Origin of the sequence: Pseudomonas lactucae, assembly GCF_036688725.1 — a bacterium.
Lineage (GTDB): Bacteria > Pseudomonadota > Gammaproteobacteria > Pseudomonadales > Pseudomonadaceae > Aquipseudomonas > Aquipseudomonas lactucae.
Genome location: NZ_JAQQPT010000020.1, coordinates 1 through 23,512, shown reverse-complemented (window position 1 = coordinate 23,512; position 23,512 = coordinate 1). Strand labels below are relative to the sequence as shown.

General features: G+C 59.8%; 24 protein-coding genes and 1 pseudogene. 11 read left to right on the top strand and 14 right to left on the bottom strand.

The genetic code is table 11. From position 1 onward, the window contains the following. The 5 genes from cysB to V6M90_RS21930 all read right to left on the bottom strand — a co-directional run bounded on the left by cysB (position 1) and on the right by V6M90_RS21930 (position 3,902). Positions 1–975: an HTH-type transcriptional regulator CysB gene (gene cysB / locus V6M90_RS21950; protein WP_003172719.1), complete on the bottom strand. Its 975-nt coding sequence runs from the start codon at positions 973–975 to the stop codon at positions 1–3. 103 nt (positions 976–1,078) lie between these two features. Further along, positions 1,079–1,579, bottom strand: coding sequence for a universal stress protein (locus V6M90_RS21945; protein WP_003172718.1), 501 nt, complete (start codon positions 1,577–1,579; stop codon positions 1,079–1,081). A gap of 53 nt (positions 1,580–1,632) precedes the next feature. Beyond that, positions 1,633–2,550: a 5'-nucleotidase gene (locus tag V6M90_RS21940; protein WP_003172717.1), complete on the bottom strand. Its 918-nt coding sequence runs from the start codon at positions 2,548–2,550 to the stop codon at positions 1,633–1,635. A 15-nt stretch (positions 2,551–2,565) separates the two neighbouring features. After that, complete coding sequence (locus V6M90_RS21935; RefSeq protein ID WP_141063751.1) at positions 2,566–3,519, bottom strand: putative 2-dehydropantoate 2-reductase; 954 nt, start codon at positions 3,517–3,519, stop codon at positions 2,566–2,568. Then, positions 3,516–3,902, bottom strand: a complete 387-nt coding sequence (locus tag V6M90_RS21930) for a YbbN family protein (protein WP_332847140.1) — start codon at positions 3,900–3,902, stop codon at positions 3,516–3,518. The genes V6M90_RS21935 and V6M90_RS21930 overlap by 4 nt, the downstream gene beginning before the upstream one ends. Here V6M90_RS21930 and V6M90_RS21925 point away from each other — a divergent pair. Further along, positions 3,901–4,335: a PilZ domain-containing protein gene (locus V6M90_RS21925; RefSeq protein ID WP_332847139.1), complete on the top strand. Its 435-nt coding sequence runs from the start codon at positions 3,901–3,903 to the stop codon at positions 4,333–4,335. The two genes, V6M90_RS21930 and V6M90_RS21925, sit on opposite strands and share 2 nt — an antisense overlap. Positions 4,336–4,466: 131 nt before the next feature. Beyond that, on the top strand, positions 4,467–5,543 hold the full coding sequence (locus V6M90_RS21920; RefSeq protein WP_141063753.1) for a 3-deoxy-7-phosphoheptulonate synthase: 1,077 nt from the start codon (positions 4,467–4,469) through the stop codon (positions 5,541–5,543). 72 nt (positions 5,544–5,615) lie between these two features. Here the strand turns inward: V6M90_RS21920 and V6M90_RS21915 are convergent, their stop codons facing one another. Beyond that, a complete protein-coding gene (locus V6M90_RS21915) occupies positions 5,616–5,897 on the bottom strand; it encodes a GNAT family N-acetyltransferase (protein WP_042944380.1) in 282 nt (93 codons plus the stop codon). Positions 5,898–6,508: 611 nt separating this feature from the next. Between V6M90_RS21915 and oprI the strand changes: the two genes are divergently transcribed. Next, positions 6,509–6,760 carry an outer membrane lipoprotei OprI gene (gene oprI / locus V6M90_RS21910; protein WP_003172710.1) on the top strand — a complete coding sequence of 84 codons (252 nt, stop codon included), beginning with the start codon at positions 6,509–6,511 and terminating at the stop codon, positions 6,758–6,760. 182 nt (positions 6,761–6,942) lie between these two features. On the opposite strand, the gene V6M90_RS21905 is transcribed toward oprI, so the two are convergent. The 3 genes from V6M90_RS21905 to V6M90_RS21895 all read right to left on the bottom strand — a co-directional run bounded on the left by V6M90_RS21905 (position 6,943) and on the right by V6M90_RS21895 (position 8,951). Then, positions 6,943–7,908 (bottom strand): L,D-transpeptidase family protein, encoded by a 966-nt coding sequence (locus tag V6M90_RS21905; RefSeq protein WP_003172706.1) that lies wholly within the window; start codon positions 7,906–7,908, stop codon positions 6,943–6,945. An 85-nt stretch (positions 7,909–7,993) separates the two neighbouring features. Beyond that, on the bottom strand, positions 7,994–8,287 hold the full coding sequence (locus tag V6M90_RS21900) for a hypothetical protein (protein ID WP_003172705.1): 294 nt from the start codon (positions 8,285–8,287) through the stop codon (positions 7,994–7,996). Between the two features lie 58 nt (positions 8,288–8,345). Next, positions 8,346–8,951, bottom strand: a complete 606-nt coding sequence (locus V6M90_RS21895) for an arylesterase (RefSeq protein WP_003172704.1) — start codon at positions 8,949–8,951, stop codon at positions 8,346–8,348. A gap of 10 nt (positions 8,952–8,961) precedes the next feature. On the opposite strand from V6M90_RS21895, the gene V6M90_RS21890 reads away from it, so the two are divergent. Both V6M90_RS21890 and V6M90_RS21885 read left to right on the top strand, forming a co-directional pair. Beyond that, positions 8,962–9,645, top strand: a complete 684-nt coding sequence (locus V6M90_RS21890; RefSeq protein WP_078732218.1) for an ABC transporter ATP-binding protein — start codon at positions 8,962–8,964, stop codon at positions 9,643–9,645. Then, the gene (locus V6M90_RS21885; RefSeq protein ID WP_332847138.1) at positions 9,645–12,155 is read left to right on the top strand and encodes an ABC transporter permease; all 2,511 of its coding nucleotides are present in this window, start codon (positions 9,645–9,647) and stop codon (positions 12,153–12,155) included. The genes V6M90_RS21890 and V6M90_RS21885 overlap by 1 nt, the downstream gene beginning before the upstream one ends. Positions 12,156–12,200: 45 nt before the next feature. Here the strand turns inward: V6M90_RS21885 and greB are convergent, their stop codons facing one another. Together greB and V6M90_RS21875 are read right to left on the bottom strand one after the other, a co-directional pair. Then, positions 12,201–12,674 carry a transcription elongation factor GreB gene (greB, locus tag V6M90_RS21880; RefSeq protein WP_003172701.1) on the bottom strand — a complete coding sequence of 158 codons (474 nt, stop codon included), beginning with the start codon at positions 12,672–12,674 and terminating at the stop codon, positions 12,201–12,203. A 118-nt stretch (positions 12,675–12,792) separates the two neighbouring features. Then, positions 12,793–13,782 carry a hypothetical protein gene (locus V6M90_RS21875; protein WP_141063768.1) on the bottom strand — a complete coding sequence of 330 codons (990 nt, stop codon included), beginning with the start codon at positions 13,780–13,782 and terminating at the stop codon, positions 12,793–12,795. A gap of 220 nt (positions 13,783–14,002) precedes the next feature. On the opposite strand from V6M90_RS21875, the gene V6M90_RS21870 reads away from it, so the two are divergent. The 3 genes from V6M90_RS21870 to V6M90_RS21860 are packed head-to-tail and all read left to right on the top strand — an operon-like array spanning position 14,003 to position 17,412. Next, positions 14,003–14,929: an ABC transporter ATP-binding protein gene (locus V6M90_RS21870; protein ID WP_141063769.1), complete on the top strand. Its 927-nt coding sequence runs from the start codon at positions 14,003–14,005 to the stop codon at positions 14,927–14,929. Then, positions 14,926–15,651 (top strand): ABC transporter permease, encoded by a 726-nt coding sequence (locus V6M90_RS21865; RefSeq protein ID WP_305428842.1) that lies wholly within the window; start codon positions 14,926–14,928, stop codon positions 15,649–15,651. Before V6M90_RS21870 ends, V6M90_RS21865 begins: the two co-directional genes overlap by 4 nt. A gap of 15 nt (positions 15,652–15,666) precedes the next feature. Further along, entirely contained in the window at positions 15,667–17,412 is a 1,746-nt protein-coding gene (locus tag V6M90_RS21860) for a Gldg family protein (protein WP_332847137.1), read from the top strand. A gap of 18 nt (positions 17,413–17,430) precedes the next feature. On the opposite strand, the gene V6M90_RS21855 is transcribed toward V6M90_RS21860, so the two are convergent. From V6M90_RS21855 to V6M90_RS21845, 3 genes are all read right to left on the bottom strand, one after another. Then, positions 17,431–17,739, bottom strand: coding sequence for a class I SAM-dependent methyltransferase (locus V6M90_RS21855; RefSeq protein ID WP_305428838.1), 309 nt, complete (start codon positions 17,737–17,739; stop codon positions 17,431–17,433). Positions 17,740–17,993: 254 nt separating this feature from the next. Then, positions 17,994–18,428, bottom strand: coding sequence for a DoxX family protein (locus V6M90_RS21850; RefSeq protein WP_003172694.1), 435 nt, complete (start codon positions 18,426–18,428; stop codon positions 17,994–17,996). A gap of 103 nt (positions 18,429–18,531) precedes the next feature. Continuing rightward, the gene (locus V6M90_RS21845; RefSeq protein WP_332847136.1) at positions 18,532–19,953 is read right to left on the bottom strand and encodes an MltF family protein; all 1,422 of its coding nucleotides are present in this window, start codon (positions 19,951–19,953) and stop codon (positions 18,532–18,534) included. 236 nt (positions 19,954–20,189) lie between these two features. Here V6M90_RS21845 and V6M90_RS21840 point away from each other — a divergent pair, with 236 nt between their 5' ends. The 3 genes and pseudogenes from V6M90_RS21840 to V6M90_RS21830 form a co-directional block, all read left to right on the top strand. Then, positions 20,190–20,996 (top strand): TatD family hydrolase, encoded by an 807-nt coding sequence (locus V6M90_RS21840; RefSeq protein WP_332847135.1) that lies wholly within the window; start codon positions 20,190–20,192, stop codon positions 20,994–20,996. Between the two features lie 96 nt (positions 20,997–21,092). Further along, positions 21,093–22,574: a methyl-accepting chemotaxis protein gene (locus tag V6M90_RS21835; RefSeq protein ID WP_042944377.1), complete on the top strand. Its 1,482-nt coding sequence runs from the start codon at positions 21,093–21,095 to the stop codon at positions 22,572–22,574. 198 nt (positions 22,575–22,772) lie between these two features. Continuing rightward, positions 22,773–23,512: pseudogene (locus V6M90_RS21830) on the top strand (type IV secretion protein Rhs); the annotation flags it as partial.

Below are 23,512 nucleotides of genomic sequence, written 5' to 3'. Positions count from 1 at the left end.
TCAGTGGATCGGCAGTTCAACGCCGTCAAACAACTCTTCCAGTTCCTGCTTGTTGTGGCACTGGATCGCCTTGGCCATGACTTCGCGGGTCAGGTGCGGCGCGAACTTCTCGATGAAATCGCACATGAAGCCACGCAGGAATGTGCCACGACGGAAGCCGATCTTGGTCACGCTGGACTCGAACAGCTCGCTGGCATCGAGCACCACCAGGTCTTTGTCGAGCTGAGTATCGACCGCCATCTTGGCGACGATCCCCACGCCCAGGCCCAGGCGCACATAGGTCTTGATCACGTCGGCGTCGGCGGCGGTAAACACCACTTTCGGCGTGAGGCCGCGATGACTGAAGGCTTCGTCGAGCTTGGAACGGCCGGTAAAACCGAACACATAGGTGACGATCGGGTATTCAGCCAGGGCTTCCAGGGTCAGCTTCGGCAGCTTGGCTAACGGGTGACCCTGAGGCACCACCACGCAACGGTTCCAGCGGTAGCACGGCATCATCACCAGGTCGCCGAACAGCTCGAGGGCTTCGGTGGCGATGGCGAAATCGACGGTGCCGTCAGCCGCCATTTCGGCAATCTGCATCGGCGAACCCTGGTGCATGTGCAGGGCCACATCCGGGTATTGCTTGATGAAGTCACGGATCACCGGGGGCAATGCGTAACGCGCCTGGGTGTGCGTGGTTGCGATCGACAGGGTGCCCTTTTTCTCGTTGGAGAACTCCTGGGCGATCTGCTTGATGCTTTCGACCTTACGCAGGATCTCGCCGGCGGTGGTGATGATGCGCTCACCGGCCGGGGTCACGCGGGTCAGGTGCTTGCCGCTGCGGGCGAACACTTCGACACCCAGCTCGTCTTCGAGCAGGCGGATCTGCTTGCTGATACCGGGTTGCGAGGTGTACAGGCTTTGAGCGGTAGCGGAAACGTTGAGATCGTGGTGCGCCACCTCCCAGATGTAGCGCAGTTGTTGGAGCTTCATATGTATCCCTCAAAGCAGATAGACGCCACGGGTATCAGCGACGGTATATAACTATATTAAAGGTCAGACGGATAAATCTAGAACTTTTTATCCTTTCTGCCATTCACACGTCATCACTGCGTCGACGTTGTAGCGACGGCACCAGGTAAACCGGCACACTGGACAGCTGCAGCACCCGTGCAGCGGTGCGTCCCAGCGGCGTAGCGGCCGCGGTTGCGTGGCTGTGACTGCCTACGATCAACAGATCGACGGACAGCTTGCGCAACTGGTCGAGGATCACCTCGCACGGGTCCCCCTGAATCACCCTGACCGACCGGATCAACTGCAGATCCTGCTCCCCATCGCCCAACTCCTCGCGAAAACTGTCCAGCACACGCTGTTCGATGGTAGCCATCACCGCCGTCACCCCCTGGGCTTGCCACTCACTCAGGGCTTTCTCATCAAGGTAGCTCTGCAACACCGATTCGGCGAACAGCCCGATGGGCTCGACCACATGAATGACATACAGATCCGCCTTGAACGTTCGCGCCAGCGCCAATGCATGCTGCATCACATAAGGCGCGTACGGACCGAGGTCCGTGGCATACAGCATCGAGCGAATCATAAAACCTCCTGGACTGCCAGGCTGGAGGAGATTGAATGAGCTTAGCAGCGCCCTTAAGGCTCGGCCTGAATCCGCACCTCGTTACTGATGCCGTGGGGGACATGTCCGGTGGCCACCACTTCCCTGGCCTTCTCGCAATGACCGGCCTGGTCGTCGAAAAACACATCGGCGGCAAAAGCTTCAAGGAACGCGGATTTTTCCAACCCCCCGAGAAACAACGATTCATCCAGGCGGATATCCCACTCGCGCAAGGTGCGAATCACCCGTTCATGGGACGGCGCCGACCGCGCCGTGACCAGCGCTGTACGGATCGGACAGGCCTCATCAGGAAACTCGCGCTGCAACAAATTGAGCGCCGCCAGGAAGCCTTTGAACGGCCCGCCGTGCAATGGCTGACGCGCCGATTCGCGTTCGCTCGCCTGGAACGCCTCCAGGCCACCGGCCTGGTACACGCGTTCCGACTCATCGGAGAACAGTACCGCGTCGCCGTCGAAGGCAATCCGCAGTTCCTCGCTGCAGGCCCGGCGCGCACCGCCCGACAATATCGTCGCGGCGGCAAAGCCGGCATCGAGGGCACTGCGCACATCCTCAGCATGGGTCGACAGAAACAGGTGGCAACCGAATGCGGCTAAATAAGGATAAGGACTACGCCCGCCTACGAAAGCGGCGCGGGAAATATCCAGGCCGTAATGCTGAATCGAGTTGAACACACGCAGGCCCGTGTCTGCGCTATTGCGTGACACCAACACCACCTCGACACGCGCCCGGCCCAGGCTGGCGTTAAGGCTCAGCAGCTTTTTGGCCAACGGAAAGGCGTCCCCAGGCTCAAGGATTTCTTCCTCGTGTTCGATCTGGTATTTGCGATAAGCCTCAACCCCTTGGGCCAGATAGACCTTGTGGCTGTCGCTGAGGTCGAACAGCGCTCGCGATGAAATCGCCAGTACCAGTTTGTCGCCCAATCCCTTTGCCATGATGTGTCCCCCGACTCAGCGGTTGTGCCGATCAATAAAGCTCAAGGCCTGGTACAGCGCCCGCATCCGCGGCAACTCGCAACCGGCGGCCTTGGCAGCGGCCAGCGGACGCGCGTAGATCGCCGCCAGCTCCAACGGGCGTTTTTGCACGTGGTCGTGGTACATGCTCGGCAGGTAGTCGTCCATGGATTCGGTCATGGTGAACATCTGCCCAGCGTAACTGGCGGGAATGTCATGGCCGCAGGCGCGGGCGCCCTGCACCACTTCGGCCATCAGCGCCTGGATCAGTTCGCGGCTGGATTCGTCCGCCATCAACGCTGTGGTGCCGCTGCCCAGCAAGACAGAGAGGCCATTGAAGGGCACGTTCCACACCAGCTTGTGCCAGCGCGCCTGATGCACATTGGCCATGGCCTGGGACTCGATGCCGGCCTGGTGAAACAACGCGGCACCGGCCTCGACGATGGATGTTTGAAGGTGTTCGTCGTTGGCCGCCGAACCGCTGTGGTAGCCCAGGTTGACTCGACCCAGCGCCTGATGCTCGACAACACCGGGGCTCGATCGGTGCACACCGATATAGCACAGCCCGCCCAGCAGATGCAGTGACGTCGGCAGGTGCTCCCGCAGGCTGTCTTCAACGTCCAGGCCGTTCTGCAGCAACACCACCTTGGCATCCGGCGCGGCGACCTGGGCAAGTGTCGGCGCCAGCTCCACGTTCCCCGTGGACTTGGTGCCCACCAGCAGCCAGTCGCAGGGCGGCATATCGGCAGCGCTCGCATACGCCTGTACCGGCTGCAAGTGCAACTGGCCATGCACGTTGCTGTTGACACGCAGACCATGCTGGCTGACCGCCGCATACTCGCTGCGCAACAGGAAGTGCACGTCGAACCCGGCACGTGCCAGCATCACACCGTAGAAACCACCAATGGCGCCGGTGCCGATAATCCCAATACGTGGCGATGGAACGGTCATGGCAAGTCCTCAGGAGTGCGGGTCAGCGCGTGATTCACCGCGCTGGTCAGGTCAGAAAATGTAAGACGTGTCTGTAATTGCCCGAGGAACTGACCCTCGCACACCACGAACAACGCGGGCAAATGAAAGATTTGGTAGCGTTCGACCGCGCCACCGTTGTGCCCGGCATCCACCCAGCACACACGGTCCACCGGCAAACGCCAACCCGGCAATTGCTGGCGTGCCCAACGGCAACTGGAACACCCTTCGCTTGCGAACACCACCAGCGAAATCCCTGGCAATCCCAGCAATTGCTGGTCAATATCCAGATCGGTCAATTCCAGTTCCTTCACTATACTGCTGCCACCGCCGTCGACTGGACGGTGCTCGGAGTCCGTGTACATGGGTCGTTTTTTACCTCACCCTGATGATGTCGCCGCGCTGTTGATCCAACGTCCTTCCCCCGCCATTCCCCGCCAACGCCTGCACACTATCGGCCTGGGCGGCATCGCCTGCAATTGCCCGCGTGCCTGGCGCCAGGGCACCGCTGTTGATCTGCACATTCCCTCGCTGGGTGCCAACGCACGTTATCCGGGCTACGTGGCATGGTGTCGCAAGGTGGAAGACGGCTATCGCGTCGCGGTTTCGTTTACCGATGAGCATGCCCTGTTCGGGGCGCGCATGGGTGAGCAAGCATGCAGGATAGAGCGCTACTGCCGCCAGCACGAAGAGGTCGACCCCACCCCTGCGCAACTCGAAGCCCTGGCCCGCGAGTGGGTGGCGCGCCATGCCGGTGAGTTCTCCCATGAGGCGTTTGTGCAGCCAGCGCGGGATTAAAGCGGGCTTTGCCCATTGTCGCGGGCCCGTGTTACGCGCTAAGGTTCCTCCCCCCTGCATCCAAATCATGCTGTGCTCCGCCGCACGGGGATGGCTGGCGGCCGGCACCCGTGACCCTGACGAGTAACACGATGGCTGATTTACCGATCAATGACCTAAACGTCGAATCCAACGAGACACTGATCACGCCCGATCAGCTCAAGCGCGAAATACCTTTGAGCGAGGCTGCATTGCAGACCGTCACCAAGGGCCGCGAAGTCATCCGTGATATTCTCGACGGCACCGACCACCGCCTCTTTGTAGTGATCGGCCCCTGCTCGATCCACGACCTCAAGGCCGCCCACGAATACGCTGAGCGCCTCAAGGTGCTGGCGGCTGAAGTGTCCGACACCTTGTACCTGGTCATGCGCGTCTATTTCGAGAAGCCGCGTACCACCGTGGGCTGGAAAGGTTTGATCAACGACCCGTACCTGGACGACTCGTTCAAGATCCAGGACGGCTTGCACATCGGCCGCAAGCTGCTGCTGGACCTGGCCGAAATGGGCCTGCCCACCGCCACCGAAGCGCTGGACCCGATCTCCCCGCAGTACCTGCAGGACCTGATCAGTTGGTCGGCCATCGGCGCACGCACCACCGAATCCCAGACCCACCGTGAAATGGCATCCGGCCTGTCTTCGGCCGTGGGCTTCAAGAACGGCACCGACGGCGGCCTGACGGTTGCGATCAACGCGCTGCAATCGGTGTCCAGCCCTCACCGTTTCCTGGGAATCAACCAGGAAGGCGGCGTCTCCATCGTCACCACCAAAGGTAATGCCTATGGTCACGTGGTGCTGCGCGGCGGCAACGGCAAGCCCAACTATGACTCGGTCAGCGTTGCCCTGTGCGAACAGGCGCTGAACAAGGCCAAAATCAAGCCGAACATCATGGTCGATTGCAGCCACGCCAACTCCAACAAGGACCCGGCCCTGCAACCGCTGGTGATGGAAAACGTCGCCAACCAGATTCTGGAAGGTAACCAGTCGATCATCGGCCTGATGGTCGAAAGCCACCTGAACTGGGGTTGCCAGGCCATTCCAAAAGATCTGGCCGACTTGCAGTACGGCGTGTCGATCACCGATGCCTGCATCGATTGGTCCGCTACCGAGAACACCCTGCGCAGCATGCACGCCAAGCTCAAGGACGTATTGCCCAAACGCAAACGCACTTGAATCGGAGCGCAACAGCGCACCACAAAAACGCCGGGCTGAGCCCGGCGTTTTTTTACACGGCTGTTTTATGCCTTACAGCTTCGCGGCATGGCGCTGGTGGCGCTCCATGTAGCGCTCGACATAGGAGCAGGACGGAATCACCGTGTAGCCAGCCTCTTCGGCAAACTTCAAGGCCGCTTCGGTCAGCGCCGCCGCAATGCCACGGCCCCGCAGTGCGTTAGGCACAAAGGTCCGATAGATATCCAGGGTCTGCTTCCCAAGGTCCATATAGGTCAGATAGGCACGATGACCGTCCACATTGGTCTCGAACTGATGACCAGCCTGGTCATGGTGGATGGACAACGCCTCGCTCATCACTACTCCTTGCGGGTCTTGGTTTCTGACCCCTACCTTACCGATGTTTTTCCGGCGAAGGAACATCTACGCCACCCCGTGCCGGTTTCGACAACGAGAAAACCTTGAGCGCTCACACCTGCACGTAGGGAATAGTAGGCACCAATCCTGCGATTGCTCAAGGCGCACTCGTCATCCCCTGCCACGGGTGGATATAGAAAAGACCTCGACCCGTCGCGGATCGAAAGCCTGAACATTGCCGGCTGTTGAACCTTGAGACGAACAGGCGCTCTTAAAGTCACCTCTACATGCGTAAAAGATGCCCGGCAAGGCCACAGTCAACGCAACGCAAGTGTCGAGATGAATATATAAATTTTCATCTATCTGCAAGGCTTGGCACATGCGGGCCGGCCCTTTCAGCCTGGGTCTCATTTGCGCCCGATCGAAAAAAATTGGACGCTTTTTATACAAATCCCCAAAAGGTTAGCCAAAACAGATTCGCCGCGAGAATTTTTTTTGCTTCTTGCGCTACGTCAGTTTACTTACTACAAGTAATGGGTAGTATGTACGCCGGCTATTAGCTCACTCTGAGAAAGTAGCCATTTAATAGAAAGTCCTTGAAGGGGAACACGATGAACAACGTTCTGAAATTCTCTGCTCTGGCTCTGGCCGCAGTTCTGGCTACCGGTTGCAGCAGCGTCTCCAAAGAAACCGAAGCTCGTCTGACTGCAACTGAAGACGCAGCAGCTCGCTCCCAGGCCCGTGCAGACGAAGCCTACCGTAAAGCTGATGAAGCTCTGGCTGCTGCTCAAAAAGCACAACAGACTGCTGACGAAGCTAACGAGCGCGCTCTGCGCATGCTTGAAAAAGCTAGCCGCAAGTAATAACCCCTCGGGGTTGTTATCAAGCCGATCCATTTATGGGTCGGCTTTTTTATTGCCTGAATGCGAGAGGAACGTTGCGGCGTCTCGACTTGTTCCCCATAACGGGTTAACCGTCAGCACATCAGGTAACGACCGGCCGCTATCGGGAGCAAGCCTCCTCTCACAGGGTTTGCTCGGGTTTATTACTGCAGATCAATCGGCGCGCTGGAGGCTATCGGCGCAGCGCCCGGCACACCGATTTCGGTGGGCAAGCCCTCTTCCGCCGCCACCACATCACGCACCTGATCCCAGTTGACTCGCAGGTTATTGGCCAGGTCTTCACGCTTGAGCAACGCGTTGATCACCGCCGTGTGCTTGTCGACCACCGACGGCGTGCCATCGTCGTTCAACGGCGTATGGGCTTCGAGATAGACCTTGCCGCCGCTGCTGCCGAACTTGTAGGCATCATTGATGATGCGCACCGAAGTGCCCACCGGCACCATGCCGGCCATCTCCAGCACGTTGTTGTTGAACATGCGGAAGCAACCGTGACTGGTGCGCGTGCCGATGCCGAACTTCATGTTGGAACCGTGGATCAGGTAACCCGGTGTGCCCAGGGTGAACTTGAACGGGCCCAGGGGGTTGTCCGGGCCGGCCGGTACCACATTGGGCAACGGGTCACCATTGGCGGCGTGTTCGGCCTTGATGGAAGCCGGTGGCGTCCAGGTCGGGTTCGGTGTCTTGGCGATGATGCTGGTATGGGCAATCGGCGAGCCCCAGCCCTCGCGACCAATCCCCAGCGGGAAGGTGTAGACCACGTTCTGGCCCTTGGGGAAGTAATAGAGCCGGTACTCCGCCAGGTTGATCACGATGCCTTCACGAGGCCCCGGTGGCAGGATGAAGCGCGTCGGCAATACGATCTCGGTGCCCGCCCCCGGCAACCAGGCATCGACACCGGGGTTGGCCGCAACCATCTCCGAATAGCCCAGGTCGTAGGTAGTGCCCAGGTCGGCGAAGGTGTCTTCGTACTTGGCCTTGATCACCTGGACCTGGCCGACGATGTCCTCACCGGGTGGTGGCAAAGGCAACTGCAACGCGGACGCAGAACCGGACGCACAGAGTGCAGCGAGAGACAGGCAGCAGGTGACGACGGAAAGGCGCGACAACATCCGGAAAATCCTTCGCAGAACGACGGGTAGGTAAAAATCGATTGTATACGTGAAGCGAGCCTCTAACCGCAAGCGTGTAGAGCTCCTAGAGTTCGAAACGCAACTCCGGCCAGATCGGCGGCGTGCCACGCTTCTGGGACTCAAGAATGGCCCGGCATAAGGGGCACAGGCGCTGATCCTGAAAAATCGATCGATCGACCAGCGACCAGCGTGGTTGCGCCGGCAATAAAGTGCCGCACAGCGTGCGATCGATAGAGCCCCCCAGCTCCAATTGACGCGTGACCAGATGTACCCGCACTTCCTGGCAGGCGAACAGATCCAGCTGCTCGTCCGGTTCGATCAGTTGGTAATTAAACAGGGACCAGGCAGGACGCGACATCGGGGGCTCCAGATCGGGGGGGCGCCACCTTAGCCGAAAGCCTGCCGGTAGAAAAGCGTCATAACAGCGGTTTCAGCGCCGGCCAGACATTTTCCAGCAACTTGCCCTGGGCGGCGACCGCCGGGTGCAGTTGGTCAGCCTGCATCAACTCCGGATGGCCGCCTATACCTTCAAGGAAAAACGGTACCAGCGGAATGTCTTTTTCCTTGGCCAATGTGCCAAAGACTTCGGCAAAGGCCTTGGTGTATCGCGGACCGTAATTAGGTGGTAACTGCATCCCCAACAACAGTACCTTGGCGCCGCCGGCCCTGGACTGATCAATCATCGACGCAAGATTTTGTTGCAATTGCGCCGGCGGCTGCCCGCGCAAGCCATCATTGCCCCCAAGCTCGATAACCACCACGTCCGGCTTATGCTCCGCAAGCGCCGCCGGCAGCCGCGCGAGCCCTCCGGCACTGGTATCGCCACTGATGGAGGCGTTGACCACTTTATCGTCGAAACCTTCCTTCTTGAGGCGTTGCTCCAGCAATGCAACCCATCCTTTGCGGGTATCCAGGCCGAAACCGGCACTGATACTATCGCCGACGATCAGGATCGTACCCGCCGCTGCGCTCTGGGCCACGCACAACAAGGCCAGGCCAGCACTCAAAAACCACATTCGCATCGGACTCTCCATGGGCGCAAGCATTCTCACCGCGCGAAACCTCAGCAAAGTGGTTCCCAGCGCGGAAGGTGAACTGACTATCCTGCACGAACTGAGCCTGGAACTGAACAAGGGCGACAGCCTGGCTATCGTCGGCAGCTCCGGCTCCGGCAAATCCACCCTCCTGGGCCTGCTGGCCGGCCTCGACCTGCCCAGCAGCGGCGAAGTCACCCTCGCCGGCCAGGCGCTCAGCAGTCTCGACGAAGACCAACGGGCGCGCATCCGCGCCGAACACGTAGGCTTCGTGTTCCAGTCGTTCCAACTGCTCGACAGCCTCAATGCACTGGAAAATGTGATGCTGCCGCTGGAACTGGACGGCCGCAAAGATGCCCGCGAGCGCGCCAGACACCTGCTGGAGCGCGTAGGCCTGGGCCAACGCCTGACCCACTCGCCGCGCCAACTCTCTGGTGGCGAACAGCAACGCGTGGCGATTGCCCGCGCCTTTGCCGCCGAGCCGGACGTGCTGTTTGCCGACGAACCCACCGGCAACCTCGACAGCCATACCGGCGAGCGCATCAGTGACTTGCTGTTCGAACTCAATAAAGAGAACGGCACGACGCTGGTGCTGGTCACCCATGACGAGCGCCTGGCCCACCGTTGCCGGCGCCTGATCCGTCTTGAAGCCGGCCTGATGGTCGCCCCCCTGGAGCCTTGATGGCACGTTTGCCGCTGTTGCGCCTGTTCAGCCTGGCCATGCGCCAATTACTGCGCGATGCCCGCGCCGGCGAATTGCGCGTGTTGTTCTTTGCCTTGTTGGTGGCTGTGGCCGCCAGTACCGCCATCGGCTACTTCGGTGCGCGTCTCAACGGCGCCATGCTGTTGCGCGCCACCGAATTCCTGGGTGCCGACCTGGTGCTCGAAGGCAGCTCGCCGGCCCGCCCGGAGCAAATCCGCTCCGGCACCGAACTGGGCCTGGACCATGCCCGCGTGGTGGAATTCTCCAGCGTCATCGCCACCGACAACGGCATCCAGCTCTCCAGTGTCAAAGCGGTCAGCGAGCAATACCCGCTGCGCGGCGAACTCAAAAGCGCCGCCGCGCCCTTCGCCGAGCAAACCCCGGGCGGCGAACCGAAACCCGGTGAAGCGTGGGTGGAAGCGCGCCTGTTGACAGCGCTGGACCTCAAAGTCGGCGACAGCATCGATGTGGGCATGAAGACCCTGCGCCTGGCCCGCGTGCTCACCTATGAGCCGGACCGCGCCGGCAACTTCTACAGCCTCACGCCCCGGGTCATGATCAACCTGGCGGACCTTGACGCCACCGGCGTGGTCCAGCCCGGCAGCCGCGTCAGTTACCGCGAGCTGTGGCGTGGCCCACAAGGCAGTACCGCGTTGCAGACTTATCGCGACTTGATCAAACCGGGCCTGGCCGCTAACCAGCGCCTGCAAGACTCACGGGACGGCAACCAGCAGATCGGCGGGGCCCTGGGCAAGGCCGAGCGCTACCTGAACATGGCGAGCCTGGTGGCCGTGTTACTGGCCGGTGTGGCCGTGGCCTTGTCGGCCAACCGCTTTGCGACCCGACGTTTCGATGCCAGTGCGCTGTTGCGCTGCCTGGGGTTGTCGCGACGCGAAGCCATGCTGTTGTTCAGCCTGCAACTGACGGTCCTGGGCTTGCTGGCGAGCCTGGCCGGCGCTGTGCTCGGCTGGCTGGCGCAGTTTGGTCTGTTCTACTTCCTGCACGACCTGCTACCGGCCGACGTGCCGCCCGGCGGGCTGTTACCCGCCGTTGCCGGAATCGGCACCGGGCTGGTCGCCCTCGCCGGCTTCGCCCTGCCGCCGTTGGCTGCGCTGGGCCGCGTACCGCCGCTGCGGGTGTTGCGTCGCGATCTGCTGCCCATTCCTTCCAGCACCTGGATGGTCTACGGCGCAGCCCTGTTCGCCCTGGGCCTGATCATGTGGCGCCTGAGCCTCGACCTGGTGCTGACCTTCGCCCTGTTGGGCGGTGGCGTCGTGGCGGCCCTGGTCCTGGGTGGCTTGCTGCTGCTGTTGCTGCAGAGTCTGCGACGCTTGCTGGCCCGGGCCGCCCTGCCCTGGCGCCTGGGCCTGGGCCAGTTGTTGCGCCATCCACTGGCGGCGGCCGGCCAATCCCTGGCGTTCGGCTTGATCCTGTTGTCCATGGGCTTGATCGCCCTGCTGCGTGGCGAATTGCTGGACACCTGGCAAAACCAGCTGCCCAAGGACGCCCCCAACTATTTCGCGCTGAACATCCTGCCGGCCGACAAGGACGCCTTTGGTGCACGCCTGCTGGAAGTACAGGCACAATCGGCGCCGTTGTACCCGGTGGTACCGGGCCGACTGATCAGCATCAATGGCGCGCCGGTGCAGGAGATTGTCAGCAAGGACTCCAGCGGTGACCGCGCGGTGCAGCGCGACTTGAGTCTGACCTGGGCCGCCGAACTGCCACCGGGCAATGTGCTCACCGCGGGTTCGTGGTGGTCGCAGCAACCCGGCGATGGCATCCCCGGCGTCTCGGTAGAAGCCAAGGTTGCCGAAAGCCTCAAGCTCAAGCTCAACGATCACCTGGTATTCACTATCGCCGGGGAAAATCGCGAAGCGCGGGTGACCAGCCTTCGCACCATCAATTGGGATAACTTCCAACCCAACTTCTTCATGATTTTCCAGCCGGGCACCTTGAAGGACCTGCCAGCCACGTACCTGACCAGCTTCTACCTGGCTCCGGGCCATGACTCGCAGATCGTCGATCTGTCACGGGCGTTCCCGGCCGTGACCATCCTGCAGGTCGAAGCCCTGCTGGAGCAGTTGCGCAGCATCCTCGCCCAAGTGACCCTGGCAGTGGAGTACGTGCTGTTGTTTGTGCTCGCGGCGGGGATGGCGGTGCTGTTCTCCGGCCTTCAGGCCACCCTGGATGAACGTATCCGCCAGGGTGCGCTGCTGCGTGCACTGGGTGCTGAACGTAGGTTGCTGGTCAAGGCCCGACGCATCGAATTCGGCTTGCTGGGAGCCGTCAGCGGGCTGTTGGCGGCGCTGGGCACCGAACTGGTGACCTGGGTGCTGTACCGCTATGCCTTCGACCTGGCCTGGCAACCGCACCCTTGGCTGTTACTGCTGCCGGTCATAGGCGCAGTGTTGATCGGGGGCGCCGGAGTATTCGGTACGCGTCGCGCGCTGAACGCCAGCCCACTGACCGTTCTGCGCGAAGGCTGATCGACCGATGGCAGGCATGCCTCACCGCGTGCGAGCCACGGTCGCCTACTTTACGTACTCGATACCGGTGATCCACCAACACACTTCGCCATTGGGGGTCTGCACGATGGCTTCATCGTCGACCTCCTTGCGTAACAGCGCGCGGGCCATGGGTGAATCGATGGAGATGTAGTCCATTCGATCATAAATCTCGTCGTAGCCAACGATGCGAAAACGCTTGGTTTCGCCTTTCTCGTTTTCGATATCCACCCAGGCACCGAAGAACACCTTGCCTTCCTGTTCGGGCATGTACTCCACAACGCGCATGTCTTCCAGGCGCTTGCGCAGGTAGCGCACGCGACGGTCGATTTCGCGCAGCAGCTTTTTGTTGTATTGGTAGTCGGCGTTTTCGCTGCGATCCCCAAGCGAAGCCGCCCAAGTTACTTTGCGCGTGGTGTCTGGACGCTTTTCGCGCCACAGGTAATCCAGCTCTTTTTTCAGCGCCTCATGACCTTCTTTGGTTATCAGCTTGGTACTCAAACGCTTGCATCCCCAGGCAATGTGCAGTGATGACGATACGCCAGGTTCCGAGTCCTGGCACCGACGGGCTGACGTTGATGATAAATGAACCCGGGAAAGTAGCCAGACCCGTTCAGCTTCACCCCTCCAGCACCTGATCCAGCGCGTGCAGCATCCCTTGCAGATTCTGGCGCAACTGCGCCAATTGCGACTTCATCAGGTTCAACGCATCGGCCTTCTGGTTGAATGCCTGCGTTTGATCATGCAACTGCGCACAGCGCTGCTCCAAGGCTCGCGCCTTGTCATCCATCTGGTTCTGCTCGTGCTGTAGCCGAACCTGCCACTGCTCCAGCGTGGCCTCACGTTCAAGTACCGCATGTTTTTGTTGCGTCAGTTCCTGGGCGACGCGCGCCAGGTTGGTCAACGTACTGTCCACTTCGGGCAAGGCATCGTGCTCGGTCGGCGCCGGTAGTTGAGGCTTCGATGGCAGGCCAGGCTCCTGCACATCAGCAGGCGCGACCGACACCCGGACCAACGGTGTTTCAACCGCAGTCTGCAGGCTTTCTTCAAGCGATTGTTCGTGTTCAGGTTGCCGGTCAGGTTCAGCGGGGCTCCCACTTCTGGGTGGCGAGATCATTTGCGATGAAAACCGAATGGACGGCACGATCAACGACGTACTTTCGATCGCAGGCAGCGTAGGGGCGGATATTCCCAATGTGATCACTTTCATCACCAGCGCCTTCTTGATGTTGACCGAGTGATGGTCTTCGGGCCTGGCAGGCGGCAACTTGCAGCCTTTGAGATCGACGAAATAGTAAGGCACCTGGGTTTCGGTGACACCGCCCGCCTTGGCGCCCGACGTGCTGGCCAGCATCAGGATTTGCTTGAACACGTGCATGGCGATCTGCAGGTCTTCCTTGGATTCAATCCCGCTCAGAAAATAGCGTTCGAGTTTTTTGCGCAAGGCCGCGATATAGACCCTGGAGCTCCCCGGTTCAACCTCCTCGTCCAAGCTATAAACCAGAAAATTGGAGGCTATCTGACCGACGGCAAACCCGCAGAGCAGAGCGCCGTTGACCGGCGCATCCTGACCGTTGCGCTCAAGAACAAGAGTACGTAGCAGCATCATGTCAATCATGACCTTATTAAAAGGATGGAAGTTTATATAAACATCAATTAAACATTCAGCATTCAGGCATTCAAAACACACACCAATTGTTTCAGTGACTCACCGGGAACGCACGTAGGACTTGTCTTATAAGTAGTGATCGTCGTTCCCAAACATGATCATTAACCGTACCCTTTCAACCTCAGCCCTCTCTGTCCTGCCAAACTTATTCGGTAAAAAAATGATCGAAATAAGCAATCTCACAAAACACCTGGACAAGAAAAATATAATCAGCGGTTTTTCATTCAGCGCCAAACAACAGGAATGCCTGGGACTCTTTGGAGAGGACGGTAAAGCCAAGACCACCTTGCTGGATCTGATATCGGCCTCGATAACACCCTCCAGTGGGCATATCACTATTCAGGGCTTCAACACTCAAGCCCAGACTCTTAAAGCCAAAAGTCTGGTCGGTTATCAACTTGACCGCATACTCACTCATCCGACGATGTATGTAAGGGAATTCCTTTATTACATCGCCGCCCTTCGCGGATTCAACGGTGCAGAAAAACGCACCCGCGTGGAACACGCCGCCACCCGCCTGGAGCTGCTACCGGTTCTCAACGCGCCCCTCGACGCCCTCTGCACCGGTCTGAAGCGCAGAGTCGCGATTGCGCAGGCCATTGTGCATAACCCCGCCTTGTTGTTACTGGACGAGCCGACCGAGGGGCTCGCGCCTGATCAAAAGCACCCGTTCAGGCAACTCATTCAGTCCCTGACCCAAGACATGCTGGTGATCATCGCCTCCCGCAATAGCGATGAATTGTCAGCGCTCTGCACGCGGGCGCTGGTTATCGCAGGCGGACGCCTGGTCGCCGATGCCCCTCTGCCCGACCTACAGCGTGACTCCCGCCATTTCCAGGCAGTCACGCTCACCGCCGATGCGCCGCTGGACCTGCTGGCCCTTGCCGTACTGCCGGGGGTCGCCGGCATCGAAGAGCATCGACACACCCCTGGCACGGTGACCGTACTTGCCATGCCGGGGCACGCTATCTACTCACACGTTCATTCACTCATCGCCAACCGCGGTTGGAAAATCAATACATTGAGCCTGGAGCCCGGTCGCGTGAACGATGTGGTTCGGCACTTGAGCCAGGAGGTTCTTCCTTGAGACTGCTGTCCACCATCTTCAAGCGCCAGCTCGCTTGCTATGCCGGGTCACCTGCCACCTACGTAAGTGTCGCCATATTTCTAGCCCTGACCATGGCCCTGGGGCTGTACGCCAGCCGATGGCTGGAGCAGGACATCCACGATTTGCGCCTGTTCTTCCAGTTACACCCCTGGCTCTATCTGCTGCTGATGCCTGCCCTGGCGACGCAGCTTTGGTCGGACGAATCCCATGTCGGTTTTCGTGACCTGATGAAATCACTCCCCGTCACCGGGGCTGAACTTGCGATCGGCAAGTTTCTGGCCGCTTGGGTGGTGGCGGGTTGGGCCCTGATATTAACGTTTCCACTGGTCATTTTTGCCAACTTCGTCGGAACTGCGGATAACAGCGTCATCGCCTCGCAATTGCTGGCAAGTTGGCTTCTGTCGGGAAGCTATTTGTCTGTCGGTTGTTTTATTTGCACATTTATACGCCAGCGTACGGTGGTGTTCATATTGACATCAAGCTTGTTATTGATAGCCTCCGGCCTATCTTCGGTGGTAGACGCTCTTGAGCATCAGGCACCGATCTGGATCGTTGATAGTTTGGCCACGCTTAATCCCCACTCACGCTTCAGCATGCTCGACAGTGGCAAACTAACGCTTCACGACAGTGCTTACTTCATCAGCATTATCCTCGCCTTTCTCACCGCAACAACAGTCACTCTTAATTACAAAAACCGCTGAGAAGGAAAGCCCTCCATGCGTTCCACTCTGCGCACCGGCATGACACTCGCTGTCCTGTTGTTACTGTTTCTGGCATTCAATCTGGTTTGGCTAGGCAAACTTCCCGATATCCGCTGGGATGTCTCCCAACAGCAAACCCATACCCCCTCGCCTCCAGCACGCCAGTTACTTGCGTCATTGGAACATCCTGTGGACCTGTACTATTTCAACGCGAGCGACGCCCCCAACAGAAGCCATGCCCTGAGACGCTACGGCAAGCACATCGAAGACCTGCTTGGCGAATACGAAAAGGCAGCGAAGGGCATGCTCAACCTGCACATTATCGACCCTGCACCGTTTTCGGAAGATGCCTATAAGGCCCAGCTCTATGGCCTCGACCATCAGGCGGGCTTCCTCGGTTTGATCGGTACCCGCGCAGGTCTCGGCGCACAACGCATTGAAGCTTTCAGCCTCGACCGGGAACCGCTGCTCGAATATGAAATCAGCCACCTGATTCATAAACTGCAGCACCCGAAGCCCAGGGTTGTGGGGCTGCTGTCAGGTTTGGCGATGGACGAGTCCGCCAGCGGGCTGCTGAAGACACTGCAACCTCACTTCACGCTGGTCAATCTGGGGGGGGCCACCGGACGTGTGCCCGAACACGTCCAGACGCTGATCGTCGTGCAACCACGTGCGCTGCCTGAGCAAACGTTGTATGGGATTGAACAATTTGTATTGAGGGGCGGAAGGTTGATGATGTTTATCGACCCCGTCAGCGGGCAAGGCCCAAACGCCACGCCGGCCAATGCCAGGTTGGACGAACTGCTGGCGGCCTGGGGCATGCAGATGCCGCAAGACAAGTTGCTTGTCGACCCCCTCTACGCGTCCTCGGTAACGCCGGAGCCGGGAAAACCCGGGATACTCCATCCGGCCCGCTTGAACCTGCCCCGGGACGCGATGAACCCCCACGACATCAGCAGTTGGAAGCTGAACCGGGTAACGCTGTCGAGCAGCGGCGCCCTATTGCCCCTCAAAAACAGTCGTACCCACCTCACCCCGCTCCTGCAAAGCTCCAGGCAATCGGTATTGCTGGACACGGACCGCTTTGCTTCGGCAACCGAGTTCGGCTCACTGATCGATGCATCGTCCACGCAAGCGCAACCCCATGTGATCGCGGCCCGTATCGAGGGGCCGGCTCATTCGATCTTTCCCGACGGCATCAAGGGTCAGCCGGGCGGGTTGCAAAAAGCGACGCAGATTCAGGTGGTGGTGGTCGCGGACACCGACATGCTGACCGATCAAGTCGCCGGCTCAGCGCCCGACGGCAACATGCTGTTTATCCTCAACACCCTGGACAACCTGACCGCCCCCGATGCGCTCGCCAGCGTCCGGCCGCGTACACCGACGCGGAAGTTGCCGAACAGACTCAGCGAGATGCGCGACAACGCCGCGCGGGCCTATCGTGACGAAGCAGCCGAACTGGAGCGGCGCCTGCAACAAACGGAGCAGGAATGGCAATTGCTGAGCCCGTCGACGCTCGGCGTGGTGAGCCAGACGGTAGATACCAGCTCACAGCTGCAAGCGCTCAACAAGGAGCGCCTGCGCCTGCCCATCGAGCTGCATGCCTTGAAAGTTGAAGCGTACGCCCAGGTACATCGCCTGGAACTGGCGATAAAACTGCTGCTGATCTTCACAATACCGCTGATGTTATGCCTGATCGCCTGGGGCATTTACCTGCGCCAGCATCGTCGTTACTCACGAGCCGGCACGGTGTTTCACTGAACGCCCCACCAAAGGCAATCAACGACGAGCGATCAAGCCCTGACGTGCAATGCGCGTCAGTTGGCGGATCACTTCTTCCGCATCGCCGACACTGGGCGCCTGGATAACCGCGAGGTCAAAGCTGTTGCTGGCAAAGCGGGCCAGGGAATCGCCGTCTTCGACAAACTGGATCAGAAACGCCGAAGGTCGTCCGGTACGCCGTGGCCAACCGTCCAGGTAACGCAATAGCGTCGGCTGGTGCTTGCCGCCCAGGAGGATTTTTGGATTGCGTTGAGTGAGGTCCGCGGTGATCGGGGCCAGGCGTATGAGGGGGCGTGGTGCATTCATCGTGTCGTGTCTCTGCCTCAAAAGTCTGCGGGCAGGTGAGAGGCAACACCGAACCAGCGCTTTAGCGGAATTTCAAAGCGGGTCTGGACCCGGCTTCTGTCGGGCTTCAATGAGTCCCGGTGGCGCCCCGCAATTAGCTGTTTAAATCGGCGCATGAGCGGCATCGTAGAGAAGCCGGTGGGGCGGTGTCAAGAATCCAGAGCAACGAAAAGGCCCACACCAGGGTGCGGGCCTTTTCGGTTACTACAGTGCCCTTAATGGGCGATGGCACGGTCGGCAGACAGTTTCCCCGCACCTTCGAGCAGCACCGCCAGCGAGCCGCCGAGCAGGGCCAGAGCGAACTCATAACCATTGTTGGCCATGAACAGACCGTTGTGGATATGCACCGACAAGATCGCCACGACCGACAGGATGGTCAGGCCCAATGCCGCAGGGCGTACCAGCAAACCGATAATCAGCGCCAAACCGGCGAAGAACTCCGTGCCGCCCGACAACAGCGCCATCAGGGTGCCCGGCGCCAGGCCGATGCTCTCCATCCACTGAGCGGTACCTGCCAGGCCGTAGCCGCCAAACCAGCCGAAGAGTTTTTGTGAGCCGTGGGCAGCGAAAATGACCCCGACCACGATGCGCAGGATGGTCAAGCCGTAGCCGGCACGGGTGGACAGAATGCTTTTGATCAATGGGCTCATGGTGCAAATCCTTTTCAAGGTAGGGGTTGGTTGGCCGCTATATTAATCAGTTTAAGCAATGATAAAAGCCGAAAAAATGCCTAATTAATATCAATATAATCGATTATTTACGTGATACCACTTTAGGTGCCGGCGGTTCCAGCGACTCTCGTTCCCGATCAAACGCCAAATAGTACTTATTGACGCTATTAACATAGCTGACGCCGCCCATCCCTACCTGCTCCATGGCAATGCGTTCAACCTGGAAGAACCACTGGTTGGGGTTGAGCCCTCGGCGCTTGGCCTCGGTGCGCATGCCCTGCACGCGCTCGGGCCCCATGTTGTACGCCGCCAGCACAAACGCCATGCGCTCGCGTTCGTTGAGTTTGGGGCTGGCGAAAAACTTGCGACGGATCATCGCCAGATAACGCGCCCCCGCTTGAACGTTACTGTCGAGATTCTCGATATTGTTGACGCCCACCCGTTGCGCCGCCGAGGGTGTGATCTGCATCAGGCCGGTGGGGCCGCCGCTGTTGCGCGCGCCTGGATCGAGCGCCGATTCCTTGAAGGCCAATGCCGCCAGGTTAAGCCAATCCATGCCCTGCTCGCGGGCGTGTTTCTGCAATACCGGACGCAGTTTTTCCAGACGCTGGCGGTCGGCGCGCGCCAGAGGATTACGCACTTGGTAGAGGCGGCGGTAGATGCGCTGGAACGCCACGTCCTGGTCGGACGGCGTGTGATAGGTCTTGAGAAATCGATCAATACTGGCGCGCAGCATCGAGGCATCCTGGCGCACAAACCAGTACTCGTCGCCCGGCTCATTGATCACCACCTGTTTGTCGAAGCGCAACTTGGGCAGGACCTTCGACCAGCGTTCGGCAATCGGCTTTTCTACAATGGTCAGATGAAAAATCCCGGCCTGGACCATCTCCAGCACATCTTCGACCGCGAGCGTCGGATCGACCCATTCCACCTTGATCGGCGGCTGTTTGTGCAGTGCCAACTTCTGATTGACCTGGCTGACCGCATCCGCGGCGGCACTGCCAGTGGTCAGCGCCAGCGTGCGCCCTGACAGTTGCTCCAGCTTGGTGAACCGACGTTCGCCTTTCACGCCGACCAGCCACAGCGGCACATCGCTGGCAATCGGGTCACTGGTAGCGATCCTGTGAGCGGCGTTCACATCCAGTAATTCGCCGGGCGCGACCACATCACCTTCGCCACGGGCCAGGGCGCCCAGCAACTGATCCTTGGCCTTTGGAATGATCTTGAGGTTGATTTCCTGGCCATCTCGTGCGCGGGCATTGAGGTATTGCTCGAAAGCGCGCAGGCGATGGTACTCGACACCGATGGCCTGGCCTTGCACTTCACCGGAACTGTTACGGCTCTGGTTGACCAATACCCGCAGGGTGCGACTGGCGCGGATCTCTGCCAGGTCGCGGACCTTGCCAGACTTGGTCACTTCCAGCGGCCCGTCCAGACGCGCGACCGCCGCCATGGGCAGCAGTAATGTCAGGCACAACATAAGCAACGCCGAGGGTCGGATCATCCGCTCTCCGGAAAGAAAACTGGCCAACGCCCTCGCGAAAAACGCGGCGTTGGGGGTCAGAAACAGAGCGCTTTATGCGCAGGCTTTGCGGGCAACCGTGGCCAGGGGCAAGGCGTTGGGCCAGCCACAATGTCGGTCGCGACGTTCAAAGACAGCTATAACTCGTTGTAGTTCTTCGATTTTCTTATAATTCTACAGCTCTGATATGCTTTCCGGCCGCAGGCGGAGATAGCACCATGCAACTCATTGATATCGGCGTCAACCTGACCAACCCCAGTTTCGACGACAGGCACCAGGCCGTTCTCGACCGCGCCTACGCCGCCGGCGTACAGCAATTGGTGCTCACCGGTACCAGCGTCGACGGCAGCGAACAGGCACTGGAGCTGTGCGTAAAGCTCGATGAAAGCGGCCAGCGACTGTTCAGCACCGCCGGCATCCACCCCCACTCCGCCAGCGACTGGAACAGCGACAGCGCCCAACGTTTGCGCAATGTGCTCAGCAACAACCGCGTACGGGCGGTGGGCGAGTGCGGGCTGGATTTCAACCGGGACTTTTCCCCACGCCCGCAGCAGGAAAAAGTCCTGGAACAGCACCTGGCATTGGCCGTCGAACTGAAACTGCCAGTGTTCCTGCACGAGCGCGACGCCAATCAGCGCCTGTTGGAGATCCTCAAAGACTACCGCGACCACCTCACTGCGGCGGTGGTGCATTGCTTTACCGGTGAACAGCAGGCGCTGTTCGGCTACCTCGACCTCGACCTGCACATCGGCATCACCGGTTGGATCTGCGATGAACGCCGTGGGACACACCTGCACCCGCTTGTCAGAGAAATTCCCCGAGGTCGTCTGATGCTTGAAAGCGACGCGCCCTACCTGCTGCCGCGGACCCTGCGACCCAAACCGAAAAACGGTCGCAACGAACCCGCGTATTTGCCCGAAGTACTGCGCGAAGTCGCACTGCACCGCAATGAGGGCCAAGAAGACCTGGCCCAACACAGCACCGCCTGCTCCCGCGCATTTTTTGGGCTGCCTGCCCTGGATTGATGCGGCGCATTGACCCATGTCAAAACCGGTTTCCTCAGTAGCGGCACAATAATGGCACCTTGCCAATGCTGTTTCCGCTATCAGAGAAAACCTTCCATGGGTGCCTGGCTTAGCAATATCTCGCTGAAGTACAAATTCTGGGCCGTGAATGCGGTCGCCTTCATCACCACCCTGCTGCTGGTGCTCTACGCCGTGCAGCTCGAACAGCAGGCGCGCAGCACCGCATCCCAGGCCTCCGCGCAGGCCCAGGGGCGGCTGCTGAATGCATGGCCGGTCGACAAGCCGCTGCCCAAAGGTGAACAGTGGCTGACGTTTGCGCGCGGCCAAGTCCCACAGCTAGGTGATCAAGATCTGTCAGCCTTGGGCACAGCCACGGGCTGGATCGAACTCAACCATATGCCGCTGTTCGGCGAAAACCCGCTGATGGGTGCCGATGTAATCGCCCGCCCGGACGGGCAATACATCGCCGTGCTGGCTTTCGCCCCCAGCATGAGCCAGGTGTTCGCTGAGCGCTTCGCCAACTATGCGGTGGCAGTGCTGATCCTGATGCTCGCCATGCTCGGCGCTTCGCAGTTGCTGATTCGCTTCCTGCTCAGCCAGCTCAACACCCTCAAGGACGTGATGCTGCACGTGGAGAAAACCGGCGATCTGTCGGCCCGCGTGCCCTTGGCGTGCAAGGATGAAGTCGGCCAGATGGCGACTGCGTTCAATGCCATGCAGGCCGGCTACCAACGTGTGGTCAACACGGTGGCTCGCACCGCGCGGCAACTGGACGAAGGCGCCGCACGCCTGGCCAGCAGCATGAACGAGGTGCAACACGGCATGCTCGGCCAGCAAAGCGAAACCGACCAGGCTGCCACCGCGATCAACGAGATGACCACCACCGTCCACCACATCGCCCAGCACGCCGGCGCCACCCGCGATTTATCCCAGGCTGCCGATACCCTCGCCGGCAGCGGCCAAGTCGTGGTGACCCGCGTGCAACACTCCATTGCGGGTCTGTCCAGCGGCGTGCAACAGACCGCCGAAATGATCCAGAAACTGGCCGAAGACAGCCAGAAAATCAACGGCGTGGTCAGTGTGATCCACAGCATCGCCGAACAGACCAACCTGCTCGCCCTCAACGCCGCCATCGAGGCCGCCCGCGCCGGGGAAATGGGCCGTGGCTTTGCCGTGGTCGCCGACGAAGTGCGCAACCTCGCCAAGCGCGTGCAAAGCTCCACCGACGAAATCACCCGCATGGTCTCGGCGCTGCAAGCCGGCACCCGCGACGCCGTGGACTTCATGCAGGAAAGCTCGTTCAAGGCCGACGACTGCGTGCAGCAGGCCCAGGAAGCCGGTGCCGCACTCGCCGAAATAACCGGCGCAGTGGCACAGATGCGCGAGAGCAATACCCAGATCGCCGTCGCCGCCGAACAGCAAAGCCACGTGGCCGAAGAGATGAACCGCGCAGTGGTGAGCATCCGCGATGTGACCGAAAACACGGTGCAGCAAACCGTGGACTCGGCGACCACCAGCAAGGAGCTGGCCACCCTGGCTGGAGAGTTGAGCAAGGCGATTGGCCAGTTGAAACTGTAGGACTGATTAACCTGTAATCCGACTCCTACAATCGACCCTCCGTTTACCTGAAGTTTTGGCGAAACCTCCTAGCCGTCCTGGCGAATAACGCCGACTTCTTTACCCGACGAACCTCTTCAAAGTCCCTCGCCTGATCATTCAGTGCGAGGGACAGCCGATGCACCCATCCATAAATGCCCTGTTCAGTGGGGCTGCCTCTTGATTCCGGTCATAGGCAAGTTCGTCCTGTCTCCCATGAACGCCAAGGCGCCGGACGTTGAAGGCGTCTTGCGTGATTTCCGGGCGTGCCTCAACACCTTTGACGACTGGGCCGAAAGCTTCTGGAGTGGCTCGACGCTTGAGGTGGAGCAGGTCTTCAAAGTCGGCGAAGAGGTTGCGTTGATCGCGCCGGTTTCTTCCAGAGAACCCAACGCTGTCGTCGCCAAGTGTGATGCCCAGGGCTCGCTGACCCTGGTGCACATGTTCGAAAGCACACGGTCGGTGCCTATCGGCAACACGCCGGTGATGCTGCAAGCCATCGCCAAGGATGGCAGCCCGACGGGCCCGCCCATCCATCGAACCATTGGCCCCAGCGGCATTCTTGAAATCCAGGAATGTACCCGCGACCAGAAATACCAAATCACTTTTTATCCCAACGTTTCCAGGGATCACGTCAAGGCGCTGTATGCGTCTTATCAGTCGGTGATCGCGGATTTGGAAGACCGTCTGCGTGACGATTGGAAGAAAACCTATAAAGCCCAATGGAAGGATTTTGCCAAAGCCAGGCCGTTCGAACGCAGCGCGATGCAAGGCTTGGCGTTTTCAAGCGGATTGGCCAAAGCCCTCTACAACCTGTGGGACAACGTCACGCAGTTGTATGAGCTGCTATCGGATCTCAAGGCCAACAGCGAAAAGTTGTTGGCGTACATCTCCCAGGCCGAACTCGATGAGCTGCTGGC